Raw genomic sequence first — 20,112 nt, 5'->3', positions numbered from 1 at the left:
TCCACAGTAGCTCAGTGGTAGAGCTATCGGCTGTTAACCGATCGGTCGTAGGTTCGAGTCCTACCTGTGGAGCCATACTGGCCCGTTGGTCAAGCGGTTAAGACACCGCCCTTTCACGGCGGTAACACGGGTTCGAATCCCGTACGGGTCATCTTAAAAGCAGTTTGCATATGCAAACTGCTTTTTTTGTTTGGAAACAGAGTTTATTCTTTTGTCTAAACTCTATTTTTCGTTTTTCTATGATTTCCTCGCCCTAAATTGCATTTCTTATAGCACATCTATAAACGCTTGTTCTAAATTTCGAAAAAAAACCTACAATAGTAATAACGGCATACTGTTTGTACAAAAGGAGGGGAATGCGTGAAAAAAATTGTTTGGTGGTCCATCGGAGTTTTTCTTGTGTATGGAGCGTGTATTTGGGTGTATTTATTCTATATAAGCGATACCTCTATTCCACAATCATTAAAAGGCACCAGCGTAGACCCGGCTACGTTTATGAATGCACGAGAACTTATGTTAACCGAAAAATATTCAAAAATTAGAGATGCGCTCTTTTTTATCCGAATTCCATATGAGTGGCTAGGGTTTATTTTAATTTTAGTGTTAGGTGTGTCTAAGAAAGTTAATAAGTGGTCTAAAGACGTCAGCCGTTTCAGTCTTCTCCAAACTGCTATTTATGTATTTTGGTTATCTGTTCTGCTGCTGATCTATTCTTTTCCTATGGACTGGATTAGCTATAAGCTTTCAAAGGCTTATCATATTACGACGCAACCTTTCCAGGGATGGATGAAGGATCTTTTTACAGATTTTTGGGTGAACTATGCCACCATGTTTTTAGTGATTGCTGTGTTATATGCATTCATTCGTAAGTTTTCAAAAAGATGGTGGCTGTATGCGTGGCTAGTATCTATTCCATTTACGCTATTTTTGACATTTATTCAACCAGTGGTTATCGATCCGTTATATAACGATTTTTATCCATTAAAGAATAAAGAGCTGGAAACGAAAATTTTGCATTTAGCAGACGAAGCTCATATACCTGCTAAGCATGTATATGAAGTAAACATGTCTGAAAAAACGAATTCCCTTAATGCATATGTGACGGGAATAGGTTCTAATTCAAGAATTGTGTTATGGGATACTACTCTTAATAAATTAACGGAACGTGAAATTTTGTTTATCATGGCGCATGAAATGGGTCATTATGTAAAGAAACATATTTATGTGGGGATTGCTTCAGCATTAGTTTTATCGATCGTAGGCTTATGGCTAACGAAACATTTAGCCAGCTTTGTGATTAAGAGATGGGGGAAAGCATTAAAAATTACTTCTCTTAGTGATTTAAATTCTTTACCGCTTATTCTACTTATTTTTTCTATTCTTACATTTGCTGTGAGTCCGTTAACAAATATGCAGTCGCGTCATCATGAACTTCAATCTGACACGTACGCTATGGACCTAACAGGAGATAAGCAAGCTGCTATTAAAACGTTTCAGGACTTAACGAAATCAGGACTATCTCAGGTAAATCCGCCGTATTTAGTGAAGATTTTCCGATATGGTCACCCAACAATACTGGAAAGAATTTCATTTGTTGAGAAGTATGAAAGAAATGAATAAGTGATATAAGAAAAAGTAAAGGATATATGAAGCCTTTTATACGTAGGTATTAATAGAAAAGCCTCCTTGCGAGTAGGAAAAAAATTCTAAAAGGAGGTTTCATTTTCGAAAGTACTGTTATATAATAACGTATGTAAAATAAAAACTGTTTTATAACAATAGGGAAGAATAGTTATTTGTGATTGAAAAGATAGCAGTCAAAATTCTCAGCGTATATTCACCTCAGCTAAGTCTTACTACATGTCCTTCAACTACTTACTTATTTCATCTACGTTCTTGCTAGCATTATGGCAAGCTGCTAATTTACTTCATCATGAAACAGACATATTCTAACTGCTGCGTTTTATATTTTTATGAATATAGAATTTTAAATTCATTAGGGGGTATAAAGAATGAAAGACATTCGTGTAAAAAATCTTGAAGAGAACTGGAAAAGCGATGAGCGTTGGAAAGGAATTGAACGTCCATATTCTGCAGAAAAAGTCATTGGGCTAAGAGGGTCCATTGATATTGAACATACGCTTGCTAGAAGAGGAGCTGAAAAGTTCTGGAACTTATTAAAAACAGAGCCATACGTTCATGCCTTAGGAGCTTTAACAGGAAATCAAGCAGTACAACAGGTAAAAGCAGGGCTAAAAGCAATTTACTTAAGCGGATGGCAAGTAGCTGCAGATGCAAATCTTTCAGGAAACATGTATCCTGATCAAAGTTTATACCCGGCAAACAGCGTGCCGCATGTTGTGAAACGAATCAATCAAGCGCTGCAGCGTGCCGATCAAATTCAGCATTTAGAAGGAGAAGGGGATATCGATTACTTTGCTCCAATTGTAGCAGATGCAGAAGCAGGATTTGGAGGACAGTTAAACGTATTTGAACTCATGAAAGGAATGATTGAGTCGGGAGCATCTGCCGTACACTTTGAAGATCAATTATCCTCTGAGAAAAAGTGTGGTCATCTCGGCGGCAAGGTATTGCTTCCAACTCAAACCGCTGTGAAAAACTTGATTGCTGCTCGTTTAGCTGCTGATGTAATGGGTGTTCCAACACTTCTGATTGCTCGTACCGATGCTGATGCCGCTGATTTAATTACAAGTGATGTTGATCCTGTAGATCGCCAGTTTATTACAGGTGAACGCACCGCTGAAGGTTTTTATCGCACGAGAGCCGGAATCGATCAAGCTATTGCTCGCGGCTTAGCATATGCGCCATATGCGGATCTAGTATGGTGTGAGACGTCTGAACCAAACTTGGAACAAGCACAAAAATTTGCAGATGCTATTCATGAAAAATTCCCAGGTAAAATGCTTGCTTATAACTGTTCACCATCTTTCAACTGGAAGAAAAAATTAGATAAGAAAACGATTGAAAAATTCCAAAGAGAAATCGCAAAAATGGGCTACAAATTCCAATTCGTTACGCTTGCTGGCTTCCACGCTTTAAATCACAGCATGTTTGAGCTGGCACGAGGATATAAAACAAGAGGAATGGCAGCTTATTCAGAGTTACAAGAAAGAGAGTTTGCTAGTGAAGTAAATGGATATACAGCTACCAGACATCAGCGTGAAGTAGGAACGGGCTATTTTGATGAAGTGGCACAAGTAGTTTCTGGTGGGACTTCTTCTACAACAGCTTTAAAAGGTTCCACAGAAGAAGAGCAGTTTCAGACGCATAAATAACAAAAAAACCTATGAGTGGAATGGGCGGTTACGTCCACTCATAGGAAAGATTCTACTAAAAAAGATTCTTACAGGTGTAAGAATCTTTTTTTATGTAGTAAACACGATTTAACAGACAGCTGTTCTTCCTGAGAAGAAAGGATCTGCCTGTTAAACGTACATATAAATCGTTAATATGAATTAAGCTCCTGAAATATTAAGTAGATGTTTGAAGCAGGGATTGGTACTGTGCTGATAGCTCATAAAAAGCAGTTTCATCACGTTGATCTAATGCCGCGTTAATGTTTGTTTCTAACAGTTCTTTTTGACGCTTAAAAAGCGATTCATCAATTACCATTTCGATATAAACATCCAACATACTCACAGTATCAATTACTTTTTTCTTGCGAGCGAGGGACTTCATCATTTCCGTGTACGATTTTTCATTGTTCATACCTCATCACCTCTGCACCCTTTTTATTATTATATAGATTAAAAGGAGAAAAAACAACTAATTTTCTAAATTTTTAGATTTTTATTTTTAGAAATGATAAAGTAAAAGGGAAACGCTATTTTTGTTTTTATCAATTGACTATTTGGTTTAAAAATGAGTGCTTGGGGGCGAAGAAATTGAATGATTTAAAAAAGCGTACGGTAACGATAGAGGATTTGTATGAATTGAAGTCTGTTTATAATCCTCAGATTTCTCCAGATAGAAAAAGTGTAGTTTATACGGTTCGAGAAACGAAGAAAATAGAAAACGCGTATGAAACGCAGCTGTTTATGCTAGATCTTGAAACGAAAGAAACTAAGCAATTAACGTACTACAAAGGAAATAATCATTCTCCAGTATGGTCTCCTGATGGCAAGTGGATTGCTTTTTTATCCGATCGCAGTCAAGCCGTTCAGCTCCACCTATTAGCAGCGACAGGCGGGGAAGCAGAAGCACTCACAGATCTTGAAAAAGGCGTTAGTAATCCGGTGTGGTCTCCTTATAGTGACGAAATTATGTTTTCTACAAAAGTAGGAGAAAAAGCTGTAAGAGTTGAACAAAATCATGAACATCCCCAGCCGTATGAAGTGGAACGTTTACTTTACAAATCCGATGTTAGCGGTTATTTAAAAGGTGAATATGCTCAAGTTGCCGTCGTTAAACTTAAAAACAAAGAAGTGACGTTTTTAACGGATGGACCTTATCATCACTCTGTTGGGTGCTGGTCCCCTGATGCAAACTCAATTGTATTTTGCAGCAGCCGAGGAGAGAATCCGGATTTATCATTAACTATGGACGTGTTTATTTTGCATCGCGAGACTAAAAAAGTAACATCTATTACAGGAGAAACAGGATATTTTCATCAAGTTTCGTGGTCACCGGATGGGTCATACATAGCATACATTGGAAATGAACGTACATATGGATCAGCTTCAATGAATGACATATACATTTATCAGATCTCTAACCAAAAAACAGCTTGTATCACTGCTGGCATAGACTTAGAAGTAGGAGATATGGTAGCAGGAGATTTTCACTTTGGCAGAACCGCAGCGGGAATTATGTGGGGCAGTAATGAAGAATTTTATTTTGTCGTAAGTGAAAAGGGTTCTGTAGGCATATATAAAGGAAATGTGAATGGAAAGTTAGACTCTGTACTTATGGATAATGCTCACGTATATGCAGTATCTGTTCTTCCAAATTGTGAGGAAGCTATCATGGCAATCAGTACATTTACACATCCCGGAGATCTTTATTCTCTAAATTTAAAAACAGAGGAATTAGTGAAGCTGACAAACGTTAATGACTCATTTTTAAAGCATGTGCAGCTCACACAAGCAGAATCTTTTTACGCGACTTCTACGGACAGTATACATATCCACAGTTGGGTAGTAAAAGCTGCTGCTACCAATGATGTATCTCCAACCATTTTAGAAATCCATGGAGGTCCGCATCTTATGTATGGTCATACATTTATGTTTGAATTCCAAGTACTTGCATCAAAAGGGTTCAATATCCTCTTTTCTAATCCAAGAGGCGGCAGAGGATATGGTCAAGCATTTACAGATGCGGTTCGAGGAGATTATGGAGGCATGGATTATACGGACTTGATGGCAGTAACTGACGAAGCAGTTAAGCGCTACTCTTATATTAATGAAGATAAGCTTGGCGTAACAGGAGGAAGCTACGGAGGGTTTATGACAAACTGGATTGTAGGAAGTACAAATCGGTTTAAAGCAGCGGTAACGCAACGGTCTATTTCAAATTGGACAAGTTTTTACGGCGTTAGTGATATTGGCTATTATTTTACCGAATGGGAATTAAAAGCTGATATTTATGAAAATCCGGAAAAACTTTGGAACCACTCGCCGCTTCGTTTAGCGGAGAACGTTAAAACACCGCTGTTAATCTTGCATAGCGAACAGGATTATAGATGTCCAATTGAACAAGCTGAACAGCTTTATGTGGCATTGAAAAGAAAAAATAAGGAAGTAGAATTTATTCGTTTTCCCCAGTCTAATCATGAACTCTCTAGAAGCGGTAAGCCTAATTTACGAACGGCAAGACTAAAATATTTAACAAGCTGGTTTAAACGTTATTTAAAACAGTCTCAGTAAAAAGTGCATGGCTGTTCAACCAAATATGTGTGCGTAAATAAAGGCTGTATGACAAACGTAAAAGGACAGGAAAGGTAAAACGCTGTAAAACTTTTGTTTGGTAAAGGAAAGTAGTACAATAAGTGAAAAGTAGCACAGTTGTTTAAATAAGGAGAACATTCGATGGATTTTGAAACATTAAAGCATTATTTGACATTAGACGGCGTCCTCGAGTTATTAAAACAATATCAATCATTTGGAATCATTCCAGGGCTGCTGTTGCCTATTTTAGAAGCGTTCATCCCCATCTTGCCGCTTTTTGCGTTTGTAATGGCCAATGCTGCCGCTTTTGGCTTATGGTTAGGTTTTTTAATTTCATGGGTTGGCAGCTGCGTTGGATCACTGCTTGTCTTTTTGATTTTTAGAAAATATGGACAGGCGAGGTTTTTACATTTCATCAGCCGGCATGCACAAATTCGAAAGATTATGATTTGGGTAGAAAGACACGGGTTCGGACCGCTGTTTATTATGCTTTGTTTCCCTTTTACCCCGTCTTCGGCGATTAATGTAGTAGCAGGGCTATCACGTGTTAGTATGGCTCAGTTTATGCTTGCTGTATTAGCCGGTAAAATGGTGATGATATTTATGATGAGCTTTATTGGGGCCGATTTTGTTTCATTTGTGAAACAGCCTCTAAAAGCAGTACTTGTTTTAGTCATCATTTTTGTTCTATGGCTTGTTGGAAAACAAATTGAACGAAGATTAAATGAAAAATCTAAAGTGAAACAGTATGACAAATAGTTTGTTTATATATAACAAATAGTGATGAAAGACTGCTTTTTAATAGGCAGTCTTTTGTTATACATACAGCCAAAAGGGGTATTGTAAACTATAGAAAAGCCTTTTCTTATAGGGATACAACAGCATTTTTGAAAGGATCTTAAAATTTTTCTTAAAGAAGTTATTTGTCTGTTTATTCGGTTGGCAGAACAATGCACATACAGAGTATCTGTCCAGTAATGAACAAGTTTTTTGTTTATCAATTGTGAGAAATATGCTAAAATAAAAGAAAAAACTGGGAATAAATTAGACGTCTATTCCTAGTTGCACCTAAGTAATGAACCCTTTGTTTTCTAGAGATATACGTGTTTTTTCTCAACATGTATTATCACCTCATGTATTTCAAAACGTTTTCTTAAAAATTATATGAATGATTTTTGAGCTTGACTACTAAGATGTAAGTAGAGGGATCATTACTAGAAAAGCACCGAATGATCATTAAGACGTGCTTGGCGTCGTTTTGAGGAGGGGAATGCGCTACTAAGATTCAAGCGACTTGCTGATTAATCGTTGTTAGTAAGCATCTTATAGCGCGGGTGACATGAGATTAAAAGATAAAGTGGCAATTATTACGGGTGCAGCAAATGGATTAGGGTTCGAAGCTTCTCGAATATTCGCACAAGAGGGTGCAAAGGTCGCTATGGTTGACTACGATGCAAAAACGGGAGAAGAACGAGCAGCTCAGCTAAAAGAAGAAGGCGGAGATGTAGCATTTTTTCAAGTGAACGTAGCGGATCGAGACAGTGTAGATGCAATGGTAGAAGAAGTAGTGAAACGCTACTCTAAAATAGATATTTTAATTAACAATGCAGGTATCACCAGAGATGGAATGTTAACCAAATTATCAGTTGAAAATTTTCAAGCAGTAATCAACGTAAACCTTACAGGCGTTTTTCACTGTACACAAGCAGTGGTACCGCATATGATTGCTCAAGGTAAAGGGAAAATTATTAGCACATCTTCGGTATCTGGCGTATATGGAAATGTTGGTCAAACAAACTATGCGGCGACAAAGGCAGGCGTAGTAGGAATGACAAAAACATGGGCTAAAGAGCTGGGGCGAAAAGGAATTAATGTAAACGCTGTAGCTCCCGGGTTTATTGAGACGGATATGGTGAAGGCCATGCCAGACAAAATCATTGATCAAATGAAATCCACTATTCCTTTACAAAGATTAGGTCAGCCTTCTGACATTGGTTATGCGTATCTGTATTTAGCATCTGATGAGTCCAACTATATTAATGGTACAACACTTCATGTAGATGGTGGAATCATGATGTAAAAGTAGAAAATAATTCGCTTTTCTAAAACTTTTCAGTGGTCTTTTGACTACTGAAAAGTTTTTTTGTTGCATCCAGCATTTCACATATCGGCAAAGTGGAATTTTGTCTGCAAGTTCAGTAAAATAATAAGGAGAGAGATAGAGAGATTTAGATGATTATCACTATAAAATTTTGACGACTGCGTCACGTGTTTACGTGGCGTTTATCCATTTTGTACTTAAACAAATGAAAACATAGAGAAAAAATGAAGGGGTGAAAACGTGGGGCTACAGTTTTTATTAGGACGTTCAGGAAGCGGGAAAACGGAATATCTTTTAAATAGCATGCGCCAAGAGCTGTTAAATGCTCCGCTTGGGCATCCACTTATTTATATTGTACCTGAACAGATGACATTTCAGTCGGAGTATGCGCTTGTTCAAACACCTGGGTTAGAAGGCATGATGCGTGCTCAAGTTTATAGTTTTACACGTCTTGCATGGCGTATCCTGCAAGAAGTGGGAGGTATTAGCCGCTATCATGTGGATCAAACAGGTATTCATATGATGCTTAAAAAAATTATCGAACATCAAAAAGAAGAGCTTCGACTGTTTGCGAATTCTTCAGAACAAGCAGGGTTTATTGAAGAACTAGAAAAAATGGTTAAAGAATTTAAACAGTACACAGTAGATGCCCCGTCTCTCGAAGAGATGAAGAAAAAGCTTCAAGCAGAAGATGAGAAAGTCCTTGCTGATAAATTACATGATTTACATCTCATTTACGGAGAATTAGAAAAACAGCTGATGACGAAATATGTAGATGGAGAAGATTATTTGAAGCTGCTGAGTGAAAAAGTAGCGTCTTCTGCCTACCTTGCTCAAGCAACGATTTATGTAGATGGATTTCATCACTATACTCCTCAAGAATTAACCGTATTAGTAGAGCTGATGAAAGTTTGTAGAGAAGTAAAAATAGCGGTGACTTCTGATTATTCATATCAAGATTTTATTCCAAATGACTTGCACTTGTTTCGATTAACGAGCGAAACGTACCAAGAACTAATGGGCCTGGCGGCTGAAAACGGGATAGAGATTCAAGAGCCAATCGTATTTAACGAACAAAAAAGGCATCAAAACAGTCCAGAGCTTGCCTATTTAGAACGATATTATGATGAACGGCCAACGCCGGAATTTCAGTCAGAGCCCGAGAACATTCAGCTGCTGCCGGCTGTTAGCCGAAGAGCAGAAGTTGAAGGGATTGCAAGAGAAGTGCTTTCACTTGTACGCGATCGCGGCTATCGCTACCGTGATATCGCCTTGATTGTTAGAAATGCAGAAGACTACCATGACTTGCTTCAAACCATTTTTCGAGATTATGAAATTCCGTACTTTATTGACCAAAAGCGAGCGATGTTTCACCATCCACTCGTTGAATTTGTTCGCTCAGTCTTAGAGGTGGTAAGCGGGTCATGGCGATATGAAACCATCTTTCGAGCAGTGAAAACAGATCTTTTATTTCCTTTGTCATCTGATGTGCACCAGCTTCGCGAAGAGATGGATGAATTAGAAAATTATGTACTTGCTTACGGTATTCAAGGATCTAAGTGGACGAGCAAGGAACCATTTACCTACAGAAAATATCGTTCACTTGAAGACATGAACCTTGGGAAAACGGACGAAGAGCTTGCTTTTGAGCAAAAAATAAATGAATTAAAAAATATGATTGTTCCTCCTATTTATTCGCTTCAGCAAAAATTAAAACAAGGGAAAATAGGAAAAGAAAAAGCAGAAGCGCTCTATCGTTTTTTAACGAATTTAGATATTCCACAAAAGATAGAAGCGCTGCGCAATCGATGTGAAGAAGAAGGAAAGCTTCAAGAAGCAAGAGAGCACGAGCAGGTATGGAAAGCAATTCTTCACTTATTTGATCAGTTTGTTGAAATGATGGGAGAAGAGAAAGTATCGATTTCTTTGTTCGCAGATCTATTTGAGACAGGGCTTGACGGCATGCAGTTTGCACTTGTTCCGCCTGCGCTGGATCAAGTGGTTGTGGCAAGTTTTGAGCGTTCGCGTTTATCCGATATCAAAGCAAGCTTTGTGTTAGGTGTAAATGACGGTGTGATTCCAGCTAAACCAAAAAGCGATGGCCTGTTATCTGAGAAGGAGAGAGAGCAGCTGCTTGAATCAGGTTTATTACTTGCGCCAACCGGAAGACAAAAGCTGTTTGACGAACAATTTCTCATTTATTTAGCACTTTCCAGCTCTTCGGAAAAACTTTATGTTTCGTATCCTCTTGCCAATGAGGAAGGGAAGACCCTGCTGCCTTCACTCGTTATTAATCGAGTAAAAGAGCTATTTCCGCTCCTGCAGGAAAAGCTGTTAATGACGGAACCTACAGATTTAGAAGAAGAAAAGCAAGTTGATTATATAACAAATCCTTTAACGAGCATCGCGCATTTAGCCAGCCAGCTGCAAGGATGGAAACGCCATTATCCGATGAGTTCCGCTTGGTGGGATGTGTATAATTTTTATGTGAAAAATCCAGATTGGAACTCATACAGTGAGAAAGTACTAAGCAGCTTATTTTATCAAAATGAAGCAAAACGGTTAACAAAGAAAACTAGTCAGCGTCTGTATGGAAAGCATATTCAAGCAAGCGTATCCAGAATGGAAAAATTTGAAGCCTGTCCATATGCGCATTTTGCTTCTCATGGGCTCAAGCTTAAAGAACGAAAAGTTTTCAAATTGGCGGCTCCTGACATAGGCGAGTTATTTCACGCGGCGTTGAAAATGATTTCAGACGAACTTCGCGGCGGTCAAAAAGAATGGAAGAACTTAACGAGAAAAGACTGTCAGCAGCTTTCTACGGCTGCGGTGCATGAACTTGCTCCGCGCTTGCAAAATGAGATTTTATTGAGCTCGAATCGCCACCACTATTTAACACATAAGCTGCAGCAAATTATTGAACGTGCGTCGTTTGTGTTAAGTGAGCACGCTAAGATGAGCGGCTTTGTTCCTGTTGGATTGGAGCTTGGATTTGGACCTAGCGCAGAGCTGCCTTCTATGCAGTTCACACTGCCAAATGGCCATACGATGGAACTCGTTGGCCGAATTGACAGGGTAGATAAAGCGGAAAGCTCAAAAGGACTTTTACTGCGTATTGTCGACTATAAATCAAGCGATAAAGCATTAAACTTAGTGGAAGTGTACTACGGTTTATCTCTTCAAATTTTAGCTTATTTAGACATAGTCGTGACGTATGCTGAACAGCTTCTTCATGATAATAGAGGAGCATTGCCTGCTGGCGTTCTTTATTTCCACGTTCATAACCCAATGATCAACAGTACTAAAGCATTACAGCCTGATCAAATTGAAGCTGAAATCTTCAAGAAGTTTAAAATGAAAGGACTGCTTGTAGGAGACGAGGAAGCAGTAAGGTTAATGGACGAAACGTTAGAATCAGGGCACTCACAGGTTATATCAGCTGGCATTAAAAAGACAGGGGGCTTTTATTCCAATTCTTCGGTTGCGAGCGAAGAAGATTTTACACATCTCCGTCAGTATGTGCGAGGTAAATTTGTGGAGGCAGGTACAGAGATTACAAATGGGAAAATTGATATTTCGCCTTATAAACTAAAAGATAAAACACCATGTGCGTTTTGTGAATACCGCTCAATTTGTCAGTTCGATGAATCAATGGAAAACAACGAATATCGTCAGCTTAGTACAGAGAGTCAAAGTGTTATTTTAGATAAAATTCGAGAGGAGGCCAAACGAGATGAGTGAAGATATACACGTAAAACCGGCCGACTCCCAGTGGACGGATGATCAGTGGAACGCCATTGTTTCATCCGGTCAAGATATATTAGTAGCCGCGGCGGCTGGCTCAGGAAAAACAGCGGTTTTAGTTGAACGTATTATTAAAAAGATTACGATGGGTGATGAGCCAATCGATGTTGATAGATTACTCGTTGCTACGTTCACAAATGCTTCTGCAGCCGAAATGAGAAATCGAATTGGAGAAGCATTGGAAAAAGAGTTAAAAAAGAATCCATCTTCTTTGCACTTGCGCAGACAGCTTAATTTATTAAACCGTGCGTCGATTTCTACGCTCCATTCTTTTTGTTTAGAAGTCATTCGAACGTATTATTATTTGATCGATGTAGACCCTGGTTTTCGGATTGCAGATGATACGGAAGCGGATCTTCTGCGTGAAGAAGTATTAGAAGAATTGTTTGAAGAACAGTACAGTATTGAACAGAACGAGCGATTCTTTGATTTAATTGATCGTTATACAAGTGACAGAAATGACTTAGATATTCAGCTTATGGTAAGAAAGCTGTATGACTTTGCAAGAGCTAACCCTGACCCAAACGGCTGGCTTGAAATGATCGTGAGTCAATATGATGTGACAGAAGACTCTTCTATTGATTCACTTCCGTTTCTATCTTTTCTTCTACAAGAAGTAACAACGCAGCTGATGGGCATTGAGTCGATTTTAAAACAGGGCTTAGAGTTAACAAAGCTGCCAGGAGGGCCTGCTCCTCGCGCCGTTAATGCAGAGGAAGACCTGGCTCAAATTCATCGGCTGATCAGCGCTTCTAAGCATTCTTTTGCTGATTTGCATGAGGAAATGCAGAATTTGAATTTTACTCGTTTAAAGCCATGTAAAGGAGAAGCATACGACTCGCAGCTTTTAGATGATTTCGGAGAGCTTCGCAAAAAAGCTAAAACAAGTCTTGAAAAACTTCATGCTGATTTGTTTTCTAGGCCTTTGCACGGCTACATGGCTGATTTTGAGAAAATGAAGCCCGTTATTGAAACGCTAATCTTTTTAGTTCAGCGCTTCGGTGAACGATATGAATATATGAAAAAAGAGAAAGGGTTAGTGGACTTTTCTGATTTAGAACATTATTGCCTGCAAATCTTGAGTGTAAAAGAAGATGGAGTGCTTAAGCCTTCGTCCATTGCCCAAAAATATCGCACTCAGTTTGAAGAGGTGCTTGTTGACGAATATCAAGATACAAATATGGTTCAAGAAACACTGATTAAATTAGTGACGAGAGATAGCGAAGAACAAGGGAATTTATTTATGGTTGGAGATGTAAAACAATCCATTTACCGCTTTCGTTTAGCGGAGCCATTTTTGTTTTTAACAAAGTACAAGCGCTTTACACAAGATGGTCGCCAGTTCGGAAAACGTATCGATTTGAATAAAAACTTCCGCAGTCGTTCTCAAGTGCTTGATGCTACAAACTTTATTTTTAATCAGCTGATGGATGAAGAAGTAGGAGAAATTGCATATGACGATGATGCTTCTTTAAAATTAGGAGCATCGTATCCAAAAGTGGAAGGAATGGAAACGGAGCTTCTGCTCATTGCAAAAGAAAATGCAGAAGAAGGAGGGGAAGAAGAATCGGATTCTTCTCTCGTCGCTTTTTCAGAAGCAGAGCTTGAAACGGCTCAGTTAGAGGCAAGAGCAATGGCGCGTAAAATCAAAGAACTCGTTCAAAACCGCTTTCAAATATATGATCGCAAGCTCGATATCATGAGAAATGTGACGTATCGTGACTTTGTTATTTTGCTTCGTTCCATGCCTTGGGCTGCGCAGATTATGGATGAATTTAAGCAAGAAGGCGTGCCCATTTATGCCAATTTATCAACAGGTTATTTTGATGCTACTGAAGTGATGATTATGATGTCTTTATTAAAAGTAGTAGATAACCCGCATCAAGACATTCCGTTAGCTTCTGTTCTTCGCTCACCGGTAGTAGGGCTTTCAGATGAAGAGTTAGCTACACTGAGAGCAGAGCAAAAGAAAGGAACGTATTACGATGCGTTAAAAACGTACTTAGCGGTTTCAGATGATGAAGAACTTCGCGATAAAGTAAAGTATTTCTATGAGCAGTTAAAAGCATGGAGAACACAAGCTAGACAAAGCTCTTTGTCAGAACTGGTATGGCAAATTTACCGCGATACGGGTTTCTTTGAATTTGTTGGCGGACTTCCTGGCGGGAAACAGCGTCAAGCCAATTTACGTGCTCTTTACGATCGCGCTCGCCAGTACGAGGCAACTTCATTTAGAGGTCTGTTTCGATTTTTACGCTTTATTGAACGCATGCAGGACCGAGGCAACGATTTAGGAGCTGCTCGAGCACTGGGAGAACAAGAAGATGTGGTGCGTTTGATGACGATCCACAGCAGTAAAGGTCTTGAGTTTCCTGTTGTTTTTGTAGCTGGTCTTGCTCGCCAGTTTAACTTAATGGACTTGAATAAAGCATATTTACTCGATAAAGAACTAGGTTTTGGATCTAAATATATTGATCCAAAACTGCGTATTACGTACCCTACTCTTCTTCAGCAGACCATGAAGAAAAAAATGAAAAAAGAAAGCATGGCAGAGGAAATGCGGGTATTATACGTAGCTTTGACGCGTGCGAAAGAAAAACTTATTTTAGTTGGAACAGTAAAAGATGCACCAGAAAAGCTCAGACAATGGAGCTCCGTTATGGCACATGAAGATTGGACGCTTCCAGCTCACGTGAGAAGAGATGCAAAATGTTATTTAGACTGGATTGGACCTTCTTTAATTCGTCACCAAAATGTTAGTCATATGGTTGAAGGAGAGGTCCAGCCGGCTGAGATGATTCATCAGCATGCTTCAAGCTGGAAACTTTCAACGTTATTAGCAGGTGATTTAGCCGAACAGCCTCTTGAAGAGCAGCAGCATCATGAAGAGCTTTTAAACGCTCTTCAAAAGCATGAGCCAGTTTCAGAATCGAGCGATTATAAAGACGAAGTGTATAGACGCTTAAATTGGTCTTATGATTATCGTGTAGCTTCCGTTCATCGTTCGAAGCAATCTGTTTCTGAATTAAAAAGGCAGCAGCAGCTGACGGATGCAGGTGGAAGCGACGATCTCGTTCGGGGATCTAAAGCAGCTCTTGAAAATCGTCCGCTGTTTCTTCAAGAGAAATCTCTCACAGGAGCTGAAAGAGGAACAGCTACACATGCCGTTATGCAGCAGCTTCCATTAAATAAAGCTTATACCCTTGAAATGGTTCAAGACTTTATTCAATCAATGGTTACCAAAGAATTATTGACGCAAGAACAAGCGGATGCTGTTGATGCAAATGATGTAGCAGACTTTCTAGACAGTGACATTGCACAAGGTATTCGAACGGCTCGCACGGTTTATAGAGAGATGCCTTTTAGTTTAGGTGTCTCCGCTAAAGAAATCTATGATCACTGGGAGCAGGAAGACGAAACAATTTTAGTGCAAGGTATTATTGATTGTTTGTATGAAACGGAAGAAGGCCTCGTTTTACTTGATTTTAAAACGGATAATATTTCGGATCGTTTTCAAGGGGATTTTGAACGAGCAAAACCATTTCTAATTGACAGATACCGCATTCAGTTAGAGCTTTACGCAAAGGCCATTGAGCGGATTGTAAAACAACCTGTGCAGCATCGCTATCTGTACTTTTTAGATGGTGGACATGCTGTTGAAATATAAAAAAAGAAGAAGGCCCTAGTCTTCTTCTTTTTCAACAATAAGGAGAGAGTAACATGCGTTTATTACATACAGCGGATTGGCATTTAGGGCGAACGTTAGAAGGTCGAAGCCGTCTGGCTGAGCAAGCACAGTTTTTAGATGAACTGGCAGACATTGTGGAAGAAGAAAAGATAGATGCTATTCTCATGGCGGGAGATGCCTTTGATACGGTTAACCCTCCAGCAGCGGCAGAGCAGCTTTTTTACGAAAGTATGTCTAGGTTGAGCAACAATGGAAGACGTCCGATTATTGTTATTGCAGGTAATCATGATAACCCAGATCGGCTGTCGGCGGCTTCTCCATTAGCTGTTCATCAAAATATTACGCTTCTTGGTTTGCCTACTACCGATGTAGAAAGCATTCACATTCCTACATCAGATGAAATGTTAAAGGTTGCGGCTCTTCCTTACCCATCTGAATCAAGGTTAAAGGAACTGTTAGCAGAAGAAAATGATGAGCTGGCTCTTCGAAACTCATATGATGCCAGAGTAAAAGGTATTTTCGATAAAATGAGTGAACAGTTCACAACAGATAGCGTTAATATTGCCATGAGTCATATTTACGTAGCAGGCGGAAGTTCAACGGACTCAGAACGTCCAATTGAAGTAGGAGGAGCTTATACGGTGGCGGCAACTAGTTTACCTGCTAATGCTCAATATGTAGCTCTAGGACATTTGCATCGCCCGCAAATGATCAATCGCGCCAGCACCCTTGCAAGATATTCCGGTTCACCTCTTGCTTATAGTTTTTCAGAGTCAGGATATGCAAAGTCCGTTACCATTTTAGACGCTAAGCCAGGAAAAGAGATTGAGATGACTGAAATTCCATTATCTAGTGGAAAGCCTTTGGCACGTTGGAAAGCGAAAAACGGATTGGCAGAAGTATATACGTGGCTTGATGAGCAAAAAGATACGCAGGCATGGGTTGATTTAGAAGTTCACGTAGAAGATGCACTTTCACTAGAAGAAATCCATCGCCTTCGCAAGCTTCATCCAGGCTTTATTCATATTCGTCCGGTATTCAAAGCAGAAGAACTAGCACTTGAAACACGTTCACAGCGCGAAGTGCCGATCGAAGAACTGTTTACAAAGTTCTACAGCAGGCAAACCGGCGGAGGGGTACCAGATACTGAATTAGTCAAACTGTTTTTAACCTTGATTAACGATGAAGAAGTATCGGGAAAGGAGGATGAAAAATGAAACCTATTAACTTGACCGTTTCGGGGCTTCACAGTTTTAGAGAAAAACAAACTGTCGATTTTGAAGCGCTGTGTTCAGGCGGTGTGTTTGGAATATTTGGTCCTACAGGAAGCGGGAAATCTTCCATTTTGGATGCCATTACACTAGCTTTATACGGAAAAGTAGAGCGTGCAGCCAATAATACACAAGGAATTTTAAATCACGGGGAAAATGAACTGAAAGTATCGTTTACGTTCGAGCTGGAAAACGCTAATCATAAAAAACGCTATACTGTTGAACGAAGCTTTAAACGGACGGATGAGCTTCGTGTAAAATCAGCTTCAAGTCGATTGATTGAAATCGAAGATGAAACGTACGTATTAGCAGATAAAACAAATGATGTAAACCAGCAGGTACAGGAGCTTCTTGGTTTAACAATTGATGATTTTACAAGAGCTGTTGTATTACCGCAAGGAAAATTTGCGGAGTTTTTATCGTTAAAAGGAACGGAGCGTCGTCAAATGCTGCAGCGTCTTTTTAATCTCGAGCAGTACGGAGATCAGCTCAGTAAGAAAATACGCTATCAAGTTCAGCAGCTAAAGACAGACCTAGATAAAATCACGGCAGAACAAACGGGATTAGGTGAAGCTTCAACAGAGAAAGTAACGGAAGCGGAGCAGCTTGTAAGTGATAGCATTGTACTTTTGGAAAAACGAGAAAAAGCAGCGTCTGATTTGCAGGAAAGATACGATCAGCAGGCGTCTCTTTGGAAAGCGCAGCAGGAAAAAGCACTGATAGAAGAAAAACTAGTGCGTGCTTCTAAGAAGGAAGAGGAGATTAGACAAAAGCAAGATGTGGTGACGAAAGCTCAGCAGGCAGAACGTCTTTTTCCCTATTTAGAAACATTTGAACAAGCTGAAAAGCAGCAGAAGCTTTACGAAGATAAAGTAGAAAAACTAAAAGTACAAATTGTTCAAAAGAGTGAGGAATATAAGCGATCGAATAGTTTATATGAGCAGGCTCGCTTACAAAAAAATGAACAGCAGCCCAAATTAGTTGTTCAAAAAGAACAGCTTCAACAAGCTTCTGATCTTCAAAAACAAATTAAAGAAGGACAGCAAGAAATAAAAGAAGCGGAAGTTTCTCTTCAGCAAAAGCAGCAGGCACTTCAAGCGAAAAATGATGAATTAATGGAAGCAGATAAGCGGTATAAGCAAGGCTTGACTCTTCAAAAAGAGTTAAAAGAAGCATTAACAAAAGTGGAAATTCAACCTGATTATCGGCAGGCTGTTCAGCAAGCATTTTATCGTTATCAAGTATGGAATAACGATAAAAAAAATCTAGATGAAGGTCAAAAAACGTATAAAGAAAAAGCCGAACAGCTTAAGCATTTGCACACACAAAAACAAACACACCAAGAGAGATATCAGCAAATAATAGAACAAAGTAAAGGGTTATTTTCAGATATTCAAGGCTTGTATCACACTGTATGTGAGCGGGAAAAAGAGTTTCAGCAGCTTTTTCAACAAGCAGATCGTTTAATGAGCGATCTAAAAAGACGCAAAGAAAAAGAATGGTCGCGCCGTCTGGCTCATCAATTAGCTGAGCAGCTGACCCAAGGTGAGCCTTGTCCAGTTTGTGGCTCTGAGCATCACCCTAACCCCGTATTACACCAACAAGAAGATGACATCACAACTGAATCAGCGGATCAGTTCGAAGATCAAGTTAATCAATTGCGTGAACAGCGATTTAGCTATTCGTCGCTCAAAATGCAGCTTCAACAGCTAGCTAAACCTCTTGTTGAAAAAATACCTGAGTTAGCTGAGTTTATGAACGACGCTGGCGAAGTTCCTGCTTTAGGAGAAATGGATACAGATGCCTTTGGGCATTATGCTAAGAAAATAGAAGTTGAAATCAAATCTCTTGAGCAGGATTATTTGCAGGTAAGTGAAAAACAGCAAGCAATTCTCGGGCAGGTACAAAAGGTCCAGCAAAGTCTTGAAAAGATTGAATTAGAGCTTGCTCATTATCAAAAAGAACAAGCTGAATTAGAAGGAAAAGTAAATCAGCAAAAACAGGCGCTACAAGCAGGAAAAGAAGCTTTTCAACAAGACTATCCTTCCTTTGTATTTGAAGAGATGGAAAAAATTAATGAAAGGCTGACTGAAAGAGAAAAAGAAGAGCAGACAATAAAGGCTCGAATTGAAAAAAGCAGCGTATTTTTTGAAAATCAGCAAAAGAAAATCGAACGTCTAAAAGAAGAGAAATATGCGGGCGAAAAAGAATTTACAGAATTAAAAGCAATGCTGTCTCATAAACAATCTCTTGTTCACTCGCAAATTGAACGCTTGCGTACGCTTACAGATCAAGAAGATATTGAACAGGCGCTGCAAAAAACAGTTCTTTTACTTGCGGAGTTAGAGACGAATGAACAGCAGGCATATCAACATTGGCAGACTGTTCAAAAAGCGTATCAAACGCTGCAAATGGATGAAAAAGCAGCGAGCGAATCTCTAGAAACAGCTTATATGCAGTATAAAAAAGCAGCTGAAAAATGGGAAGAAGCTATAGGGAATTCTTTATTCAGCGAAGGAAAAGAAGTTCAGCAAGCTTTGTTATCACATGATGAGATGAAATTGTTGGATGAAACTGTTCAGGCTTATTGGGACAACATAAAACAGATGAAGTCATCAATTGAACAGTTAAATATCCAGCTGAATCACCAGTCCATAGAAGAGCAGCAATTTGAAGAAACTCAGCAGCTGCTTCATGATATAAAAGCGGCTGTGAAAGAAGCCGTTCAGCTCAAGGGAGCAGCTGAGCAAACGTTAAAAAGCGTTAAAGAACGACATGAGCGATTTTTAGTGCTTGAACAAGACCGTGAAGAAAAACAAGCGTTATTTGAACAGTATCAAAAGCTTCAAACAGTATTTAAAGGAAATGCTTTCGTGGAATATATTGCTGAAGAACAGCTGATGTCCGTTAGCCGAGATGCTTCAGAGCGTCTGGGTATATTAACACGTCAGCGCTATGCGATTGAAGTTGATTCCCAAGGCGGCTTTATTATGAGAGATGATGCAAATGGAGGCGTAAAACGTCCGGTTTCAACTTTATCTGGTGGAGAGACGTTTTTAACTTCGCTGGCTTTAGCCCTTTCATTATCTGCACAAATTCAGCTAAGAGGAGAATATCCACTGCAGTTTTTCTTTTTAGATGAAGGATTTGGAACACTTGATGGAGAGCTTCTTGATACGGTTGTTACAGCGCTTGAAAAGCTTCAATCAAATAATTTATCAATTGGAGTCATCAGTCACGTTCAAGAACTTCGCGCTCGTCTGCCAAAACGTTTAATTGTTGAGCCATCCGAGCCTTCTGGCAAAGGAACTAGTGTAAGAGTAGAAACTTTATAGGGAAGGA

Annotated in this window: 10 protein-coding genes and 2 tRNA genes; 11 read left to right on the top strand and 1 reads right to left on the bottom strand. The window is 39.3% G+C overall.

Features of this window, described 5'->3' with window-relative positions:
* From LAV82_RS11790 to aceA, 4 genes are all read left to right on the top strand, one after another.
* Nucleotides 1-75: transfer RNA gene (locus LAV82_RS11790), tRNA-Asn, on the top strand.
* Nucleotides 76-79: 4 nt separating this feature from the next.
* Nucleotides 80-151, top strand: a tRNA-Glu gene (locus LAV82_RS11785).
* 209 nt (nt 152-360) lie between these two features.
* Nucleotides 361-1,620 (top strand): M48 family metallopeptidase, encoded by a 1,260-nt coding sequence (locus tag LAV82_RS11780; RefSeq protein ID WP_025749943.1) that lies wholly within the window; start codon nt 361-363, stop codon nt 1,618-1,620.
* 392 nt (nt 1,621-2,012) lie between these two features.
* Entirely contained in the window at nt 2,013-3,296 is a 1,284-nt protein-coding gene (gene aceA / locus LAV82_RS11775; protein WP_016762997.1) for an isocitrate lyase, read from the top strand.
* Nucleotides 3,297-3,492: 196 nt separating this feature from the next.
* On the opposite strand, the gene LAV82_RS11770 is transcribed toward aceA, so the two are convergent.
* Nucleotides 3,493-3,729 carry an IDEAL domain-containing protein gene (locus tag LAV82_RS11770; protein WP_211078266.1) on the bottom strand — a complete coding sequence of 79 codons (237 nt, stop codon included), beginning with the start codon at nt 3,727-3,729 and terminating at the stop codon, nt 3,493-3,495.
* 176 nt (nt 3,730-3,905) lie between these two features.
* Here LAV82_RS11770 and LAV82_RS11765 point away from each other — a divergent pair, with 176 nt between their 5' ends.
* The 7 genes from LAV82_RS11765 to LAV82_RS11735 all read left to right on the top strand — a co-directional run bounded on the left by LAV82_RS11765 (nt 3,906) and on the right by LAV82_RS11735 (nt 20,105).
* Entirely contained in the window at nt 3,906-5,885 is a 1,980-nt protein-coding gene (locus LAV82_RS11765) for a S9 family peptidase (protein ID WP_211078267.1), read from the top strand.
* Between the two features lie 162 nt (nt 5,886-6,047).
* Nucleotides 6,048-6,665, top strand: coding sequence for a TVP38/TMEM64 family protein (locus LAV82_RS11760; RefSeq protein ID WP_013081701.1), 618 nt, complete (start codon nt 6,048-6,050; stop codon nt 6,663-6,665).
* Nucleotides 6,666-7,245: 580 nt separating this feature from the next.
* Nucleotides 7,246-7,986 (top strand): 3-oxoacyl-ACP reductase FabG, encoded by a 741-nt coding sequence (gene fabG, locus LAV82_RS11755; RefSeq protein WP_013055347.1) that lies wholly within the window; start codon nt 7,246-7,248, stop codon nt 7,984-7,986.
* Nucleotides 7,987-8,247: 261 nt separating this feature from the next.
* On the top strand, nt 8,248-11,748 hold the full coding sequence (gene addB, locus LAV82_RS11750; protein ID WP_499716126.1) for a helicase-exonuclease AddAB subunit AddB: 3,501 nt from the start codon (nt 8,248-8,250) through the stop codon (nt 11,746-11,748).
* A complete protein-coding gene (gene addA / locus LAV82_RS11745) occupies nt 11,741-15,478 on the top strand; it encodes a helicase-exonuclease AddAB subunit AddA (RefSeq protein ID WP_499716124.1) in 3,738 nt (1,245 codons plus the stop codon). Before addB ends, addA begins: the two co-directional genes overlap by 8 nt.
* 53 nt (nt 15,479-15,531) lie before the next feature.
* Nucleotides 15,532-16,716, top strand: a complete 1,185-nt coding sequence (locus tag LAV82_RS11740; protein ID WP_499716123.1) for an exonuclease SbcCD subunit D — start codon at nt 15,532-15,534, stop codon at nt 16,714-16,716.
* Entirely contained in the window at nt 16,713-20,105 is a 3,393-nt protein-coding gene (locus LAV82_RS11735; RefSeq protein WP_499716121.1) for an AAA family ATPase, read from the top strand. Before LAV82_RS11740 ends, LAV82_RS11735 begins: the two co-directional genes overlap by 4 nt.
* Nucleotides 20,106-20,112: the final 7 nt, after the last annotated feature.

It is taken from the genome of Bacillus sp. ILBB4 (assembly GCF_035064545.1).
GTDB lineage: Bacteria > Bacillota > Bacilli > Bacillales > Bacillaceae_H > Priestia.
This window is presented reverse-complemented; position numbering and strand designations above follow the sequence as displayed.

Bases quoted from the DNA above. Each gene is read 5' to 3' on its own strand.
- aceA (WP_016762997.1), top strand. From the start codon at position 2,013: ATGAAAGACATTCGTGTAAAAAATCTTGAAGAGAACTGGAAAAGCGAT.
- LAV82_RS11770 (WP_211078266.1), bottom strand. From the start codon at position 3,729: ATGAACAATGAAAAATCGTACACGGAAATGATGAAGTCCCTCGCTCGC.
- LAV82_RS11760 (WP_013081701.1), top strand. From the start codon at position 6,048: ATGGATTTTGAAACATTAAAGCATTATTTGACATTAGACGGCGTCCTC.
- fabG (WP_013055347.1), top strand. From the start codon at position 7,246: ATGAGATTAAAAGATAAAGTGGCAATTATTACGGGTGCAGCAAATGGA.
- addA (WP_499716124.1), top strand. From the start codon at position 11,741: ATGAGTGAAGATATACACGTAAAACCGGCCGACTCCCAGTGGACGGAT.
- LAV82_RS11740 (WP_499716123.1), top strand. From the start codon at position 15,532: ATGCGTTTATTACATACAGCGGATTGGCATTTAGGGCGAACGTTAGAA.
- LAV82_RS11735 (WP_499716121.1), top strand. From the start codon at position 16,713: ATGAAACCTATTAACTTGACCGTTTCGGGGCTTCACAGTTTTAGAGAA.